This window comes from Streptomyces sp. NPDC002958, from assembly GCF_055563255.1.
Map to the genome: position 1 here is coordinate 360,041 of NZ_JBVHDS010000004.1, position 17,781 is coordinate 377,821.

Annotated in this window: 1 protein-coding gene; it reads left to right on the plus strand. The window is 69.8% G+C overall.

Translation table 11 applies throughout. The features are described 5' to 3' along the window. The first annotated feature begins 13 nt into the window (after positions 1 to 13). Positions 14 to 17,758, plus strand: coding sequence for a glycosyltransferase (locus ACZ3IC_RS10520; RefSeq protein WP_467414631.1), 17,745 nt, complete (start codon positions 14 to 16; stop codon positions 17,756 to 17,758). Positions 17,759 to 17,781 lie beyond the last annotated feature (23 nt).

The following is a 17,781-nucleotide window of genomic DNA, read 5'->3' on the forward strand; positions in this document are numbered from 1 at the left end:
GCGGCACCACACAATGGCGATTGAGGTTTCCGAGGGATGGGCGACCTTCCTCAAGACTCTGACCGGCATGCCCTTCCCGCAGGCGAACGAGGACACCCTGCGGGTGGTCAGTGACGAGTATCGCCAGATGGCGGAGAAGTTCCGTGAGGTGGAGGAACTTCTCCGGCAGGTCGTCAGCCGTGTCGACGAGGACTTCGAGGGCGAGACGGCGACTCGGTTCGTGACGTACGCCCGGCAGTTCGTCGAGAGGACGAACGGCAACGAGAGCGTCCTCGAACGGGCCTACGAGGACGCCCTCAAGTTGTCGAAGAACGCCCACAAGACCGCCGCCGACATCGAGTACACCAAGTGGATGATCTTCGGCCAACTCGCTTTGCTCGTCGTGCAGATAGCGCTGGCCCAGGCACTGTTGCCGGTGACCGCCGGGTTGTCCGAGATCTGGGCGGCCGCGGCGATCGCCGCGTTCCGCTCCATGGCGGTGCTGATCCTCAAGTTCCTGCTGGCCCAGATCATCATGCAGACCATCACAGGCCTCGTCGGCGGTCTGCTGCTCGACTCCATCCTCCAGCTCACCCAGATGGGCCGCGGCGACCGTACGGAGTGGAACAAGGACTTCACCGCGAACGCCGCGAAGTTCGCCGCCATCGGCGGTGCGCTCGGCGGGCCGTTCGCACTGCTGGGCGGCGGGCTCGGCAAGTTGCTCGGCAACATGACCGGCAAGGGACTGGGCAAGATCCTCGGCAATGACGCGGGGAATGTGCTGGGCAAGGGGCTGGCCGGGGGCGGCAAGGGAGCGGGCGGTGCCGCAGGCGGTCTCGGAAAGGGTGCGGGCGGCCTCGGAAAGGGTGCGGGCGGCCTCGGTAAGGGCGCCGGTGGTGCGGGCGCGGGCGGTCTCGGCAAGGGTGCGGGCGGCGCGGGGGCAGGCGGTCTCGGCAAGGGTGCGGGCGGCGCGGGCGCGGGCGGCCTCGGCAAGGGCGCCGGTGGCGCGGGGGCCGGTGCCGCGGGCAAGGGTGCGGGGGCCGCAGGAGCGGGCCTGGGCAAGGGGGCGGGCGCCGCGGGTGACGGCGCGGCCGGAGCGAGCGGAAGGGCCGGAGCGGGCGCCGCAGGCCGGACGATCTCGGAGGAGTCCGCCCGCAAACTCGGCGAGCGCCTGGGCAACATCATGGGCCGGACCAACGAATCCCTGAATCATGTGGGAGCGGACGGTGCGAGGGGGGCGGCCGCCGGAGCGGTCGGCCGGGAGGTCGTCAAGGACTTCGCGAACGCCTTCGAGAAGAACCTCGGGGACTCCCTCGGCAATGAGACCGCCCGGAACCTGGGCCGCGACTACGGCGAGGCGCTGGTCAAGAACTGGGGCGGCAAGGCCGACTGGCAGGGTCTGACCCATTCGCTGGACGACGCGCTCAAGCCGTACGTGAAGGACCTGGGGGAGAACGGAGTGCGTGCGCTCTCGCACGACCTGCCCGGCTCCTTCGTACAGACCATCAGCAAGAACATCGAAGGGAACATCGGCTTCCGGATCGGTAACTTCGTCGGCGAGATCGCCGGTGAATCGGGCCACGCCGTGGTCACCGAGGGCATGTACAACCTGATCTTCGGGCCCGAGCACAAGTTCACGGTCAGCGGCTGGACCGCGGCAGCGGGCGCGGCCGGCGGTGTCATGGGCCGGGGAGTGGCCCACGGCTTCCAGGCCGTGCACCACGCGGTCTCGGGCCCCCCGGCCGCGCCGCCGCCGCGCCCCCCGGTCTTCTCGTCCGACTCGCCCACGCCGCCGTCCGGCGCGTCGCGGCCGAGCACGGAGTCGAGCACGACGGTGCGCGACGGCTCCGACCCGAGGAACGACGCCGACAATCGCACGCTCACGGATTCGGCCTCGGACTCCGGTTCGGACAGCGTGTCGCTGCGGAGCGGCGACGACAACGCCTCGGACAGCGACAGCCTGTACTACCTGGACGCGGACGACTTCTCGGACAGCCGGACGCTGTACTCGAGCGACGACGGGAACGCCGCACCGTACGACGTGTCCGGGGCGTCCGCCCCTTCCTTCGCCACCAGTTCGAACGCCACGAACTTCACGAACGGCGGCACCTTCACGAACCACACGAACGAGACCAACAACTCGAACAACAGCGACACGACGAACAACTCCGGCCACTCGACCACCGACTCCCTCACACCCGAGCCCCCTGTCCCGCCGGACTCGGTGCCGGAGCTGGACCTCCTGCTGAACAGCCTCCCTGACGTACCCGAGACGCTGCCCTCCCCGGACCAGGTACACGAGAACGTGACGCAGGAGCTCACGGACGTGAACACGCTTCTGGACGGCCTCCCGGACGTACCCGATACCCCGCTGGGCACGGTGCTGTCGCCGGAGGCGGAGCGACTCCTGGCGGACCTGCCCGACGTACCGCGGAACGACCTTCCTCGGACGTCCGACGACGGCGCGGGCGTGGGGTCGTCCAGTCGGTCCGACGACTCCGGGCCGGTGAACCGGACAGCGAACGACCTCGATCGCCTCCAGGAGCGCCTGGACCGGCTGAAGGACCGGCAGAATTCCGACGACTCGGACTCCGTCGGCGACCTGGCGGCGCGGATGGCAAAGCTGCGGGAGGGCGACCCCGACGGCCTCGGCCGCCCCGCACGGGTCGACGAGCTCCGTGAGCAGTACCGCGCGGCCCTGGAGGAGGAGGGCGCCGACGGGCTGGAACCCGACGGCACGACGACGGGTATCGAAGGCGACGGAGTCCTCCCGTACAACGGCGCGGGTGGCATCGCAGCGCCGCCGCGCCCCGTACCGACCGTGTCCACGGCCCCGGGTGCCGGCGTCTCCCCCGGCGGATCGCGTCGGCAGACACCCACAGGTCCGTCCCAGGACGGGCGCGATGTGATGCTCCCGGACGTCCCGCAGAACGAACCCGGTGCCCAGCCCTTCGCGGGGGACGAGCCGGACCTCGTGTTCCCGGACGTTCCCGAGGCCCCGCCCGGCACCGAGCCCCCGGCCGGGAGCCGGCCGGAGACGGAGCGGACCGAGAGCGGCGGGAAGGGACCGGCCACCGAGGACTCGCCGCATCCTCTCCGTACGGAGTCGCAGGACGAACTGCCCTTCCGCGACGGCTTCGACGTGTACAACGACGGCGATGTCGACGCGCTGATCACGCGCCTCGACGAACTGGGCAGCCTCACCGACGACCCGGTGAACCGGCTGGAGCAGCTGCCCGACGTGCCCGAGGGTCTGACCCCCACCGAGCAGCGCAGGCTGACCAAGGACGTGGAGCGGGAGACCGACGCCCTGCTGGCGGATGCCCGGCGGGTGGGCGTCGACAGGGAGACACGGCAGCGGCTGAGCGAGCGCATCCGGGACGACGTCGGGGCGGGCAGGCACGCCGACGCCGCCGACGGCCTGCGGGAACTCGGCGATCTCGTCGCCGTGCACGGCCTCGGTGAACGCCTCCAACAGTTCCGCCGTCACATGGACGGCGGATACGAGGCGCGGGCCGCGCAGCTGGGAATGCGCCGCACGGAGTGGCTGCGCCACGCCCTCGACATCGAGCAGTCGGCTCTCGCCGACGTTCCCCGTCGGACGACCCAGTTGCTGGACGACTTCGAGAACCGTCTCGGGACCCTCGGGTCCGAGCTGAGCGCCCGCGCCGACAGCACCCCCGAGGCGCTCCGGAAGCAGTTGGCCGACAACCGGCGGGCCGATGCGGAAGAAGCGGGCATGGACCGCGAGCGGTTCCTCGAATGGGAGGACCGCAGGGAGCAGGCGGCGACCCCCGAGGATCTCCGCAGGGTGCAGGCTGACTACGACGCCGAGCTGGAGACGTCGCGACGGCTCGCGACCTTGCGGGATCTCGGTGCATCCGAGACGGAACTGGCCACCTGGAAGAACCGGTTCGAAGGACCGGGGCGGGGAAGCGACCTCGACGCGCAGTACGAACGTCGTACGGTCACCCTCGGCAGGGAAGCCGAACTGGCGTCCTTCCGGGCGAGGCTGGACGCCCTGCGTGCGGGCGGCCACCAGCAGGAATCCTCGGAACCGCTGCCCCCGCCGCAGGACGGTGACGGCGGCGACGCCACCCCCGCCCGGGACCGGTCCGGGGACTCCTGGGCGGAGAACGACCGGATTCTGGAGGAGCGGCTCGACCGGCTGCGCGAGGGTACGGACGACACCGGGATGTCGCGCGAGGAGCGGCAGCAGTGGGAAGACCGGCGCGCGAACGCCGAGGACGACACGGCGAGGGAGGCCATCGAGCGGGAGCAGCTCGACCGGATGGCACAGCTGGAGCGTGACCGGCGGCGGCAGGCCATCTCGGACGGCGACCCCGAGGGGGCGCAGCGCAGCACCGAACGCCGTGCCACATGGCAGAACAGGCTGGACGAGGCGGCGGGCGACCCGCAGGCCATCGACCGGGTCCTCGACGGCTACGACGCCGAGACGGCGGAGCTGCGGCGTGAGGGGCAGGAGCGCCTGGAACAGGAACTGCGTGCTCCGGACCGTTTGCGGGACCTCGACCGCCGTATCGACCGCTCGCTCGACAAACTGCCCGAAGAGGTACGCGAACAGGCTGCCCACGACGCCCGCACGCTGGTGGAACGCCTGCGGAACCTGGTCACGACCGGCAATGAGCCCGGTACCCCCAAGCTGGACGACGCCGTGTCGCAGAAGCGCACGGACGTCCAGGGCACTGATCTGACGGACGCGTCGGGCCCGTCGAATGCCGGACCGTCGGCAACCGTGCGCAATCCGGTCTCCCGGACGAACGTCGACGAGGGGGCCGGCAACTCGGCGAAAACCCCGCGGCCGGCCGGCTCCGAACGGGACCGGGGTGCTCCGGTGCCGCCGGGCGAGCAGCTGATGGAGGCTCCGCGGCAGCCGGACAATGCGTCGGAGTCCGGGGGGAAGGACGGGGACAGTCTTCACTCGCGGGAGCGGGACGACCTGCCGTCGCCGAACGCCCGTCGTGTACGTACACAGACCGAGGACGACACGCAGTCCCTCACCGACACACGGAGCACGTCGGAATCCGAACCGAACAATGACGTCGACCTCAGGTCCGACGACGCGTCCGACTTCAAGTCCGACACGTCCGACCTCAGGTCCGACGACGCGTCCGACTTCAAGTCCGACACGTCCGACCTCAGGTCCGACGACGACGCCGACTCCGTGGCTTCCGCGCCCAAAGACTCCGACATCCCCGTGAAGGAGAACGAGGAGCCACCGGGCGGCCCCGGCGGTGACGGCTCCTCACCGGCGGGCTCGTCGGGCGCGCAGCAGCCCACGGCCCGCGACAAGGCCCTGAACGCGCTCTCGGCGGACGAGTACGAGCAGCGGATGTACCGGGTACGCCGCGACCGTCCGGACCTGACGAGCGAGGAGGCCCTCCGCGACGAGGTGTTCCGCCGGATCGAGAACCCGGGCGTGAAGGTGGAGAAGGCGGCCTTCGCCCCTCCGCTGCTGAGCGACAACGTGGATCCGCTCCCACGGGAGCGGTCCGGTGAATTCGTCACGTTCGACGACAACGCGATGCTGCCGAAATCGATGAAGGGCCACGGACACGGACGGATCACCATCCGAGGTGTCGACCTGCTGGCCGATTCCGTCGCGACGGGATGGCGGCTGCGCCCTGACGGGCTCGACGAGTTGAAGCGCGTGCTCACCCAGAGTCCGCATACGCTGCTCAGCCCCCGGACCTTCGTCCTGCCGACCGTGGACGGCGGCCACCGGGAGATCTCCCTCTCGGTGGAGAGCTACGGGAACTGGCGTCGCCATGCCGAGCCATCGGCGCCGGCCGCCGTGGACGACGTGGCCGAGTCCGCACCGAACAAGGACGGAAACGAGAACGAGGGCGGTTCGACCACGTCGAAGGCGGAGGAGCCGCAGGCGGAGGGGGCCAGGACCGACGCGTCCACGACGGACGAGTCGAAGAAGGACGCGTCGAAGAAGGACGCGTCGAAGAAGACCGTCGAGGCCAAGGCCGCCGACGCACCCGTCAAGATCGAGACGGAACTCCGCACCCGTCCCGGAGCTACGGAGACCAAGTCCCTCGGCACCTCCCGCGCCTTCGGAGTGGCGGTCCCGCTCGTTCCCTCCGCGGGGACCTTCGGCGCGCTCGGGTCGGTGTCCCTCAGCGCGCGGCGCATGGAGGCCGGCTACACGTACACCCAGGAGAGCCGCGCCCAGAGCAGTGTGACCGCGGTCGGCAAGGACGGCAGTCATCTGCATGTGAGCGACCTGCACATCGTCGTCGAGTCCGCGCGCGTCTGGGACAAGAAGGGCCGTGAGCAGCCCGTGAACCGGCAGCAGGCCGGCCCTGCCGAACAGCGGCGCTACCGTATCCGGGACGGAGTCACCTGGCGGGTCCCGGACAGCGTCACCGATCCGGCGATCCCGGACCGGCTGCCCACCGCGTTCGCGTTCGCGCCCGGCGCCCGGCCGCATCTGCTCGCGCCGCTGAGCGTCACCACGGAGACCCGGCTGCTGGACTGGGCACTCAGGAACTGTCCCGAGGCGACCCCCGGCAGCTTCCTGCGCCATCAACTGGCCGATCTGTTCGGCGAGGAGAGCCTGCGCACCGTGATCGCGCAGAGCTCCGGGGAGACGGTGGTCAGCGCCCCGCTCTTCGCCGGTCTGGGCAACCGGTCACTGGGCTCCGTCGAGCTCCGGCTGACCCCGGTCGATGCCACACTGCTCCAGGCGTCCGACAAGACCGAGGTCAAGAAGGCCGACGCACAGCGCTCCACCGCCACCACGGAGAAGAAGAACACCCAGGGCGCCGGGATCGGGATCTCCGTCGGCCCTCAGTTCGCGCTGCTCCAGCCCGCGGGCGCCTTGAACCTCCAGGTCGCGGGATCGGCCGGCCTGACGACCCAGCGTGCGGAGAGCAGCTACAGCGGCAACACGGCCGAGTCCGTACGGACGCTCAACAGCCGTGGTCACTCGGGGCTCTACGACGTCCGCTTCCGTGTGGAGCTGCGCAGGCGGGACGGCGTATGGGAATCGCCCGTGCCGGCCGAGCGGACCGGCCAGGTCAACCGGAACGACCCGAACGAGGAAGGTGCCTTCCTCACCGCCACCGTGCAGTTGCCGCGGGCCGACGCACGCAGACTGGCCGGCTGGGACGACGGCACCGCGCCCGTCCCGGACGCCGAAGCGCCCCCCGCCCCCGCGTACTTGTCGCTGTCGAACCCGGCGACGTTCGGCCTGCACGCGGTCCTGGACCTCGCGGCGACCCGCGACTCGCAATCGGCCCCGCCCCAGGCATCCCTGACGGACGTACTGGTCGACCGTATCCAGGCCGGCCTTTACCACTCCTACCCCGACCTGGTGCTTCCGCCCCGGCCGGACACCGCGGTCACCGGCGACCGCGACGGCGGCAGCGACCGGAAGTACAACAACGCGGTGCGCAACACCCATCTGCTGCGCCAGGTGCTCTCCCGTACAGTGCTGGAGGGCTCGCTCGACCGTCTGACCAGCACCGGACTGCGCATCCAGTTGGAGCAGCTCGACTCCCTCAACAAGCGGTACGTCGTGCTCACCGTGCGCGCCGAGGCGACGGGCCGTCAGTTCGCGGGCACCCACCACGACCTGGGTCTGGCCAACAACATCCTGTCCACCCGCCGCGCGGACAGCGCGACCACCCGTACCCACGGCTGGTCGGTCGGCGTCGACGTGGGACTGACCGGGATCGAGCGCTTCGGCGGCACTGGCAGCATCGGCTACCGGTACGGCAGGCAGACCGCCTACGGCATGACGTACGGTCCGACGCTGACCCCGGACGGCGGCATCACCAGTTCCGGGTCGCAGCACCTGTGGTCGTACGACCTGGCCTTCACCGCCGAAGCCACCAGTTTCACCCGGCCGCGCCAGATCGCGCGGACCATGACCGGCGAGCTGCTCAGCACCCGGTGGTTCGTGAAGCAGGCCGCCGGGAGCGTCGACGTCCTGGCCGGCGGACAGGGCGACGGACAGACCGCCCCGGCCCCCGTCACCGGCCGCGTCACCCTTGCCGTACCCGCGTCGCTGTCCGTCCCCTCCGCTCTGCCTCTCAACCGGCCGGAGACGGTTACGGCCCCCGTGTCCGTGCCGATGGACCCGGCTCTGGCCGAACTGCTCTCCTCCGGGAGACCCGTCTCCACGGATGACTGGACGCCCCACGTCCTCTTCGACGGCCTGCACTCCGTGCAGAGCGTCACCTCGCCCGAGGTCGTGCTCCACCACCTCAAGGAACTGCTCGCCTCCGTCTCCGGCAACTCCTGGATCTACGGAACCGACGGGACCCCCGCCTCCGGCGCGCTGGCCGAGGCATTCACCACCGGTCGCAACGAAGCGGACTTCAGCGACGCGGCGCAGACGGGCAAGCACATCAGCGACCTGTTCGGGCGGACGGCCGTCACCGACATCACCGCGTCGGTCAGCGCCTGGCCCCAGGTGCGCGGGACGCGCGTGCTCGCCGTCGTCGACTCCAGCGACCTGGCCCTCTCCAACATCGGCTCGGGAACCAGCGGGGCGGGACACTCGGTCGCCCACGTCCGCAGTCACACCATCTCGTCCCTGCTCGCCTTCCGGGCCAAGCACACCGACGCGTTCCAGACCGCCGGCACCTACGGTCTCATCGCGTCGCCGTACCAGAGCACCAGCACCGCGACCACGGCCGAGACCTTCTCGGCGAACCCGGCCCACACGGTCCAGTACACCGGACCGATGGTCCTGGTCGGCGCCGATGTGGCCTGGCACCTGGCGGCCCGCTCCCAGCCGTCCGGTCTGCTCCAGGCGCCCATGGAGCTGATGCGTGGACGGCCGCCCCAGGGCCGGATCGTGGAGATCCCCGACGGCCTGCTCGTATGGATGCCGCTCGCCGAGGCAAGGAAGGCCGGTCTCTTCGACGACGGTCTCACCGCTCCGCCACCCCCGCAGCAGTACACCGCCGTCGATGCGGCCGCTCATGCCACGCTCACGGTCGGCCGCATCGATATGGCCTCGGCGATCAGCGCGTTCACGAACCGCCTGCTGGAATCCCTGCCCCAGCACAAGAGCTGGCTCGGGCCCGGGAGTCTGCTGGCCGATCAGCTCGGCGGTCTGGCACGGCAGATGACCACTTTGTCGCCGTCCGGTATACGCGCTCTCCAGACGGGCATGGAGAACGGCGGCACCTCCCTGCGTCTGGCCCGGAACAAGATCGGGCCCGCCAAGGACGCCAGTCTCACGGTGACCCTGGAACGGTCCGGCTTCACCGCCGGTGCGCTGCGCCACGACGTGAAGCCCACGATCACCCGGCCCACGTCCACGGCGGAGACCGTCACGGAGAAGCTGGCGCGCGGGTACGAGGCCGGCTACCGGCTCGGCGAGGTGCCCACCGTCCTGGGCCAACCGGGTCTCCGTAGCGGCGGCTTCACCCTCGACGACCGGGTCGGGTCCACCCGTTCGTCCTCCCTGGCACACGCGGTCACCGACGCCGTCAGCGCCCAAGTGGCCTTCGAGGGACCGGTGGTGACCGGTCGGACGAGGTTCGATGTCACCTTCACCCTTGAGCTGCCCGACGGGACCGTGGTGAGTCACACGTACCCCGTCGGCGACGCCGAGGTGGTGCTGCCCCTGAGCCTCGCCCGACCGCGGACGACCGAACAGCGGACCACCGAACCGCGGACCACCGAACCACGGACGACCGAACCGTCGGTAACACGCGCACCCCGGGAAGCCGCCCGCCCGGTACTGCTTCCCCCGGACCAGCAGCAGGCCGTGGCGCTGCGGGAGCGCAACGCGGCGGGCCGGAAGCTGTTCGCCACCGGCCCGGAGAGCGTCGTCGTCACCACCGTCGGCGGCATCACCGTCCTCCGGGACGCCGCAGCGTACGCCGTCGACCTCGCCGTCAAGGGACGCGGCGCCACGAGCGACACCGCGACGGCCATGCCCACGGACGGCCACGGCCGTTATGTGCGGAAGACGGCGCTGACGCGGCCCGGCACCGCAGCCGGTGAAGTCCTCAAGGGGGGCATCAGCACCGACGTGCTGAGCGCCTACCTGCCGCAGATGATCCGCGACAGCCTGACCGTCACGCTGCACGACACCACGTCGACGATCGGCGGGTCGGACGCGACCCTGAAGATCTCCGCGGACGTCGATCTCTCCCGGGCCCGTCTGCTGGCGGTGGACCCGCAAGCGGGACTCGGCGGCAGCCGGCGGACCATGGACAACGACACCTACACGGGTGACACCACCGAAGCGCACACGCCGGCGATGACCGCGGGACCGGGCTTCCAGACGCAGCCCCTGGTCCAGACCACCGCCGCCGTGCCGGGCTGGGCGGACTCCGACGCGGCGGGCGGTGCCGCCGACCGCCGGACCTCCGCGCTGACCACGCTCAAGCCCTTCGCCGGCGGCGCCGTCCTCGTCCAGGCACCCCTGCGGGTACTCCAGACGGCGAAGGCATCGCACCGCATCGCGGACCTTCCGGTCGTCCCGTCGGTGCTCAGGCCCGGATCCCGGCCGCCGGTCACCGTCGAGCACACGGTGCAGGACGGGGTGACGATGTGGGTGTCGTTCGACGTCGCCCGGGAGCACGGACTGCTGCCACCCGAGGTCGAGGCCGCCGCGGTCACCGTCAAGGAGCAGACCAAGAAGTACACCGAGGCCGCCAAGAAGGCGGAGACGGCCGAGCGGCGCCTGCGCGCACTCGACAGCGAGGTCACCTCCCTCCACACGGAGCTCCGGCGCCTCCTGGAGACGCCGGCTCCCACCGGCACGGACGTGGCCGCGGCGCGGGAGAGGCTCGCCACGGCCCGCTCCCGGTACGCCGAAGCCCAGCAGGACCTGGCCAACCATCGCCGCGGCTTCGCGACCGTCGAGCAGCGCCTCGCCGGTGCCTCCGAGGCCGCGTGGAAGGCGGTCGAGCACTACACGATCACCGGTACCCGCCCCTCCGGCACGCCGCCGGTCGCCTGGAGCGAGCCGGCCGCCGCCGCGGCCACCGAACAGGATCCGGCCACGGTCGCCGGCTATCCCCCGCTCACCGAAGCCCTCGAAGGGCCGGTGTCCCTCCAAGGCACGGTGTCCCACGAGGGCCCGGCCGCCGACCTCACCGGACCGCCGCGCCTCGTCACGCGGGAGGACGTCCTCGCCCGTACGGAGGTCTGGCTCGACAACACGGGGCCGCTGTCGGACACGGACGCCGTACGCCGGGAACAGATCAAGGCGGCGGGCTGGGCGCAGCGCCTGCGGACTGCGGACGCCGCCTACCGGTCGTCGCTGGAGGCCGTACTGGCCGCGCGGTCACTCCTGAGGGCTGCCGAGCTCCAGGAGGCCCGAGCCCGAAAGGCAACGGAGCGGGCGGAGACCGAGGGACCGCTCGACGCGGTCGATGCCGAGCTGAAGAACGCACGGTCGGTGTATGACCGGGCAGTCGCACAGCTGAAGGCCGACTACCGCGAACTCGCCCTGGTTCAGGCAAACTTCGAAGCGGTGGACGCTTCCATCCGAGGTGTCCTGGAGCCGCAGGCCGAAGGCAGCGCCCCCCGCGTCGTCACCCCCTGGCACCCCGCGCCCGAACCCGAGGGCTACGTCCGCCCGGCCGACGCGAAGTCCGCCCCCGAGCCCTACACCGCCGAGGGCGAGGACTCACAGGGGCGCCCGGTCAGTCTGAAGTCGCCGGACGGCCGCGTCCTCCACCTCGTGGAGCCGCCCTCCACCGGACCCGCGCACCTCGACATCGGTACGAGCTTCCACCGATCCCTCCTCGACGCGGTCGAGCACGCCCATCCGGGGCTCCTCGCCGAGCTGGGGCTCCACGCGCAGGGCAGAGGTCTTTCCGCCGCCGATGTCGAGCACTTGAGGCAACGCCTCGCCGACCGGCTGATGGCGGACCGCGACGAACTCGCGGAGTTCCTCGCGATCGATCCCCAGGAGCGGTTCACCGCACAGGAGCTGGCCGACGCGGGAATCGTGCTCAGCGAGGCACAAGCCGCCGAACACGCCGCCTCGCGCAGCCGCCTCCCGGATACCGTGGCCGCCCGGCTGACCCCCGACCAGCGCCTGGACCTGGCCCGTACGACACTGCTGCGGTCCGGCGACGGGCAGATCGGCGACCGCAAGGACGCGGGCTGGAACCACTCCGCGGGAGACCTGGCGGCACTGCTCGCGGCCCGTGTGCTCGGGGTCCCGGTCACCGTGGTCCAGTCGGACCTGAACCATCTGACGTTCGCCGCTCCTGGAACGGACACGGGCGGAAACACGCGGTCGGGCGTGGTGCTGCACCTCGCGGACGACCGGTACCGGCCCGCCGTGCCTCTCGTGACGGACGACCTGCTGCTCAACGCCGACTCGGAGATCACGCAGCAGCCGGCCGACACGGTTCTGTCCGAGAGCACCGCGACCGCGTCGGCCGGCGATGCACGTCCGGCCGGCCCGATCCACTACCTGGGCGCCGGTCCCGGTCCGCTGGCCGTGGTCCCCAAGGAACTCAATTTCATCTGGCTGGGTGGCGAACTGACGGACGGTGCCCGCGCCAACCTCCGGACATGGGCGGCCAAGGCAGAAGAAGCGCAGTGGAAGCTGACGATCTGGACGGACGAGGGCGGCCGGCGCAACAACAAGGAGTTCCTCAACGGCCTGGTGGATTCCGGCACCGTTCATCAAGGCCGAGTCGAGGACCTGTTCAAAAAGGACAAGAGCTCCGACGGGGAGAAGCTGCCCTCCAAGGTGTCCAAGCTGTACGAGGCCGCGCGTAAGGAGAACAGCTTCGCGATGGCCTCCGACATCGCCAGATACGCACTCCTCCACAAGCACGGCGGGGTGTATCTCGATGTGGACCTGGGGCCGGGAGAGGCGGTGCTGCGTCCCGAGGGCGTGACAATGCCCAAGAGCGACGACACCCTGCCGATGTTCGGTCCCATGCTTCGCGACCCCAAGAGCGTACGGAGACTGCTCGGACTCGAAGAGAACACACCCGTGACTGCGGACCGGATCCACCAGGCCGCCGAAGTCGCTTACCAGGAGGGACGCTTCGGGAACCAGTTCATCGTCACACACCCCCGGAGCCGCTTCATGAAGCAGGTTCTGGACAATCTGCCGGACATCAACAACAAGGACGCCTACGCCAAGGGTGTCCTTGAGCTGGCCATAAAGTCGAAGAACGTGGGCGCCAGTACCGGTCCGATATTCCTCCTGCGGCAGTTCAACGAGCACATCAAGTCCCTCGACACCACCCAGGCGCCGAACATCAGGTTCGGGCCGCCCGCCGAGTTCCGTGTCCGGGCAGCCGAGTGGGCGGACTGGACACGACTGGACTGGCTGACCGACGAGAGCGAGAACCAAGAAGCCCCCCAGAGCACGTCCGCGCCCGCCCGGCAGAGAACACTGGCCAAGCGCCTCGGCGACACCCTCAGGACAGTCAAGGGCTCAATACGGTGGGGCAGCGGCAGGTCCGATTCGAGCACAGCACTGCTACCGAACAACGGAACACTGCTGAGCGGCCTCGACCCCGCACCGCAACGGCTTGAACAAGCCAGCGGGACACCGAAGGACGAACTCGTCGGCAAAGACGGCCGGAAGGTCTCCTTCGAGCAGGCACGCCAGAGCCTTCGGACGATCCGGGACGCCACCGGCGAGGTCATCGGATACGCCTCGCACAGCGACCGGGACTGGGCTCCACGCAACGACTTCTACACGAAGTACCGCGCCGACGAGACATCCTTCAAGGTCTACCGGACGACGGACGACGGCAAGTTCGTCCCCGTGGCCGAGGAAAATGCATCGCCCAACACGGTTCCCTGGCACACCGGCACGAACACCCCGGCCGGGCAGCGGACACCCAACCCGGTCTTCTTCGACGCACACGGCTCGCAGGACGGCGTCAAGCTCCACATCGGCGGCGACCTTCCCCTCGAAGTCGACGGTGCCCAGTTCGCGCGTTTCATGGAAACCCTCACCGACCCCGACCAGCCTCCGGCTCCCGTCGTGCTCGTGGCCTGTGACACCGCGAGCGTCCGCTCCACCGATGGTGGAAGCGTCCTGAGCGACGCGGCACGGGCGGTGCCCGGACGCCGCTGGTACGCCCCCGATGTCGCGGTCGGCCACGTGGGACCGCCGGCCGGAGCAGCCGCGGGCGGGGCAACCGGAGTACTGGCCCTCCTCCAGGACCGAGCCACCGGACGCCAGGGCCAATGGGTCACCGCAAACCAGCCCACCGAACTCGAAACCCTCCTCACGCGGGAGAAACGACAGACCCACCAGGACACCGACGACGGAACGAAACTCCCGGACAGTCAAGGTCCGGGCCTGCTGCTCAACGCCGACTCGGAGATCACGCAGCAGCCGGCCGACACGGTTCTGTCCGAGAGCACCGCGACCGCGTCGGCCGGCGATGCACGTCCGGCCGGCCCGATCCACTACCTGGGCGCCGGTCCCGGTCCGCTGGCCGTGGTCCCCAAGGAACTCAATTTCATCTGGCTGGGTGGCGAACTGACGGACGGTGCCCGCGCCAACCTCCGGACATGGGCGGCCAAGGCAGAAGAAGCGCAGTGGAAGCTGACGATCTGGACGGACGAGGGCGGCCGGCGCAACAACAAGGAGTTCCTCAACGGCCTGGTGGATTCCGGCACCGTTCATCAAGGCCGAGTCGAGGACCTGTTCAAAAAGGACAAGAGCTCCGACGGGGAGAAGCTGCCCTCCAAGGTGTCCAAGCTGTACGAGGCCGCGCGTAAGGAGAACAGCTTCGCGATGGCCTCCGACATCGCCAGATACGCACTCCTCCACAAGCACGGCGGGGTGTATCTCGATGTGGACCTGGGGCCGGGAGAGGCGGTGCTGCGTCCCGAGGGCGTGACAATGCCCAAGAGCGACGACACCCTGCCGATGTTCGGTCCCATGCTTCGCGACCCCAAGAGCGTACGGAGACTGCTCGGACTCGAAGAGAACACACCCGTGACTGCGGACCGGATCCACCAGGCCGCCGAAGTCGCTTACCAGGAGGGACGCTTCGGGAACCAGTTCATCGTCACACACCCCCGGAGCCGCTTCATGAAGCAGGTTCTGGACAATCTGCCGGACATCAACAACAAGGACGCCTACGCCAAGGGTGTCCTTGAGCTGGCCATAAAGTCGAAGAACGTGGGCGCCAGTACCGGTCCGATATTCCTCCTGCGGCAGTTCAACGAGCACATCAAGTCCCTCGACACCACCCAGGCGCCGAACATCAGGTTCGGGCCGCCCGCCGAGTTCCGTGTCCGGGCAGCCGAGTGGGCGGACTGGACACGACTGGACTGGCTGACCGACGAGAGCGAGAACCAAGAAGCCCCCCAGAGCACGTCCGCGCCCGCCCGGCAGAGAACACTGGCCAAGCGCCTCGGCGACACCCTCAGGACAGTCAAGGGCTCAATACGGTGGGGCAGCGGCAGGTCCGATTCGAGCACAGCACTGCTACCGAACAACGGAACACTGCTGAGCGGCCTCGACCCCGCACCGCAACGGCTTGAACAAGCCAGCGGGACACCGAAGGACGAACTCGTCGGCAAAGACGGCCGGAAGGTCTCCTTCGAGCAGGCACGCCAGAGCCTTCGGACGATCCGGGACGCCACCGGCGAGGTCATCGGATACGCCTCGCACAGCGACCGGGACTGGGCTCCACGCAACGACTTCTACACGAAGTACCGCGCCGACGAGGTCCTGTTCGCGCATTACCGGGCCACGGAGGAAGGGGGTGTCGTACTCGACACCGACAGCGACACGGACTCCCCGGCCGGCGAGCTCCCCTGGCAGGCCGCACCGGCGCGGGATGCGAAGGAGCCGGTCAGGCCGCTGTTCTTCGACGCGCACGGAACCGAGAACGGCATCGAACTCCATGTGGTGGGCGAAAAGCCGCTGATCGTCGACGGTGCCCGGTTCGCACGTTTCATGGAGACGCTCAGGGACCCGGCGCAGCCCCCGGCTCCGGTCGTACTGGTCGCGTGCGAGACGGCGAAGATCCGCAGTGACGACGGCGGGAGCGTGGTGACGGACGCAGCACGTGCCATACCCGGACGTCTCTGGTACGCGCCCGATACCGAGGTCGGCCACGCCGGACCGTCGAACGACTCCAACGGCGTCACCGGCGTGCTGGGTCTGCTCGCGGACCCCGTCACACAGCGCCGCGGTGCCTGGATCGTGGCGGGAGAGTCACTCGAAACCGGCCCGGCCTTCGTCCCCGCCCCGCAGGGGGAAGCGGTGCCGCACACCGCCACCTTCTCGGACATGATCTTTGAAACCCTCAACTCCGCGCCGCAGAACAGTGCGGAGCAGGCAATGTCCGACGACCTGGCGGCGGTCGGCGGCGACGGCCAGCCATCGCCCTCCGGTCGCCCGCCCACGGGGGGCAGCTCAACGTCGGGCGCGCTCCCGACCGATAGCCGCGGGGTCGGGGACAGCGAGATCATCGACAGTTGGCGGGCTCTGTCGACGCTGCCGCGGGCGCGGCGCTCCAACGCTCTGCGACGCATCGATACGGCTGTCCAGGAGTGGGCGAACGGCGGCCGGAAGCTGCCTGGTGCCCATGACGCCAACCAGCGTCAGTTGGAGGCCATCCTCGATGCCGTGGAAGCGTGGAAGTCAGGCAAGAACGGCCCCAGCGACCGTACCGGGGCGGTCGACCGCCTCACCGCACACGTCCGGTCCGAGCGGGACGATCTGCACCAGCGCATCGCCGAGCGGGCGCACCAGGCACGGCTTCTCGACCGGTACGCCCGTATCCATCCTGATGTGAGCGACTTCGCGGGCCGACGGTTGCCGGATCGGGTCGATCCGGCGAACAACACCACGCACAACATCTTCACTGGCGACCGCACCCACCACGGCGCTTTGTCGGACGATGCGCTCGATGCTGCCGATGAGCTCTCGCGCCAGCAGCTGGCGGCCAAGCGGGATCAGGCGGCGGCTGGTGGGGTGACCGTCGACGCGGGTGTGTCCGCCCTTCGTGTAAGGGAGTTGATGGACAGCGCCCGCAACAACCTGACCCGCTCCACGCTCTACCCGGAACTCAACTCCTATCTCGACCGTGCCAACCAGGCCGAGGCACTCGACACCGGCTCCCACCTCGGGAACCTGGCGCCGGTGGTCGAGGACGTCCACGGCACGCAGGTCACCGTCCACGGGGACCCCACGGACAGCCTCCGCGACGCTCGGATCGACAACTTCCGCAAGGCCGTAATCACAGTGCAGGAGGCCGGCTTCCACGTTCCCGACGTCGAGCTGCACCTGCCCAAGTACGGCCGGTTTCTGGAGGTCCACAACGACCTGATCGCCGAGCGGAGCGGGGGCCGGCTCCAGCGCGCCGAGTACCTCGCACCCAACGCGGTGATCGCCTCGCCCGACATCGTCGGCAATCCGTTGACCAACAAGCTCGCCGACAAGCGGTACCGCTACCTCTCTACCGAGCTCGACCCCTCCGGCGTCGGCACGATGGTGCATGAGCTGGGCCACTTCCTGCACTACGCCAACGCCCGTGCGCAGTACCACGATCTGGCCTTCACACAGCTCGCCGGCCGCAGCGGGCAGGACGGCGACGCCGTACCCCATCAGGCTCTCGCCCTTGGGGTGAGCGCCTACGCCGCCGGCAACCCCCGCGAGTTCGTAGCGGAGGTCTTCACCGGGCTGGTGTACGGGAAGCCGTTCTCACCCGAGGTCATGCGGATGTACCACGGGCTCGGGGGACCCACCCCAACTCCATTGACGGACGTCAGGTCTTCTGGTTCCAGCGCCAGGGAAGGCACTTCCACAACGCCATGGACTGGCTGACGGCCGAGAGCGAGAACCAGAGT

Coding starts and splice junctions, on each gene's coding strand:
- ACZ3IC_RS10520 (WP_467414631.1), top strand. CDS start 14: ATGGCGATTGAGGTTTCCGAGGGATGGGCGACCTTCCTCAAGACTCTG.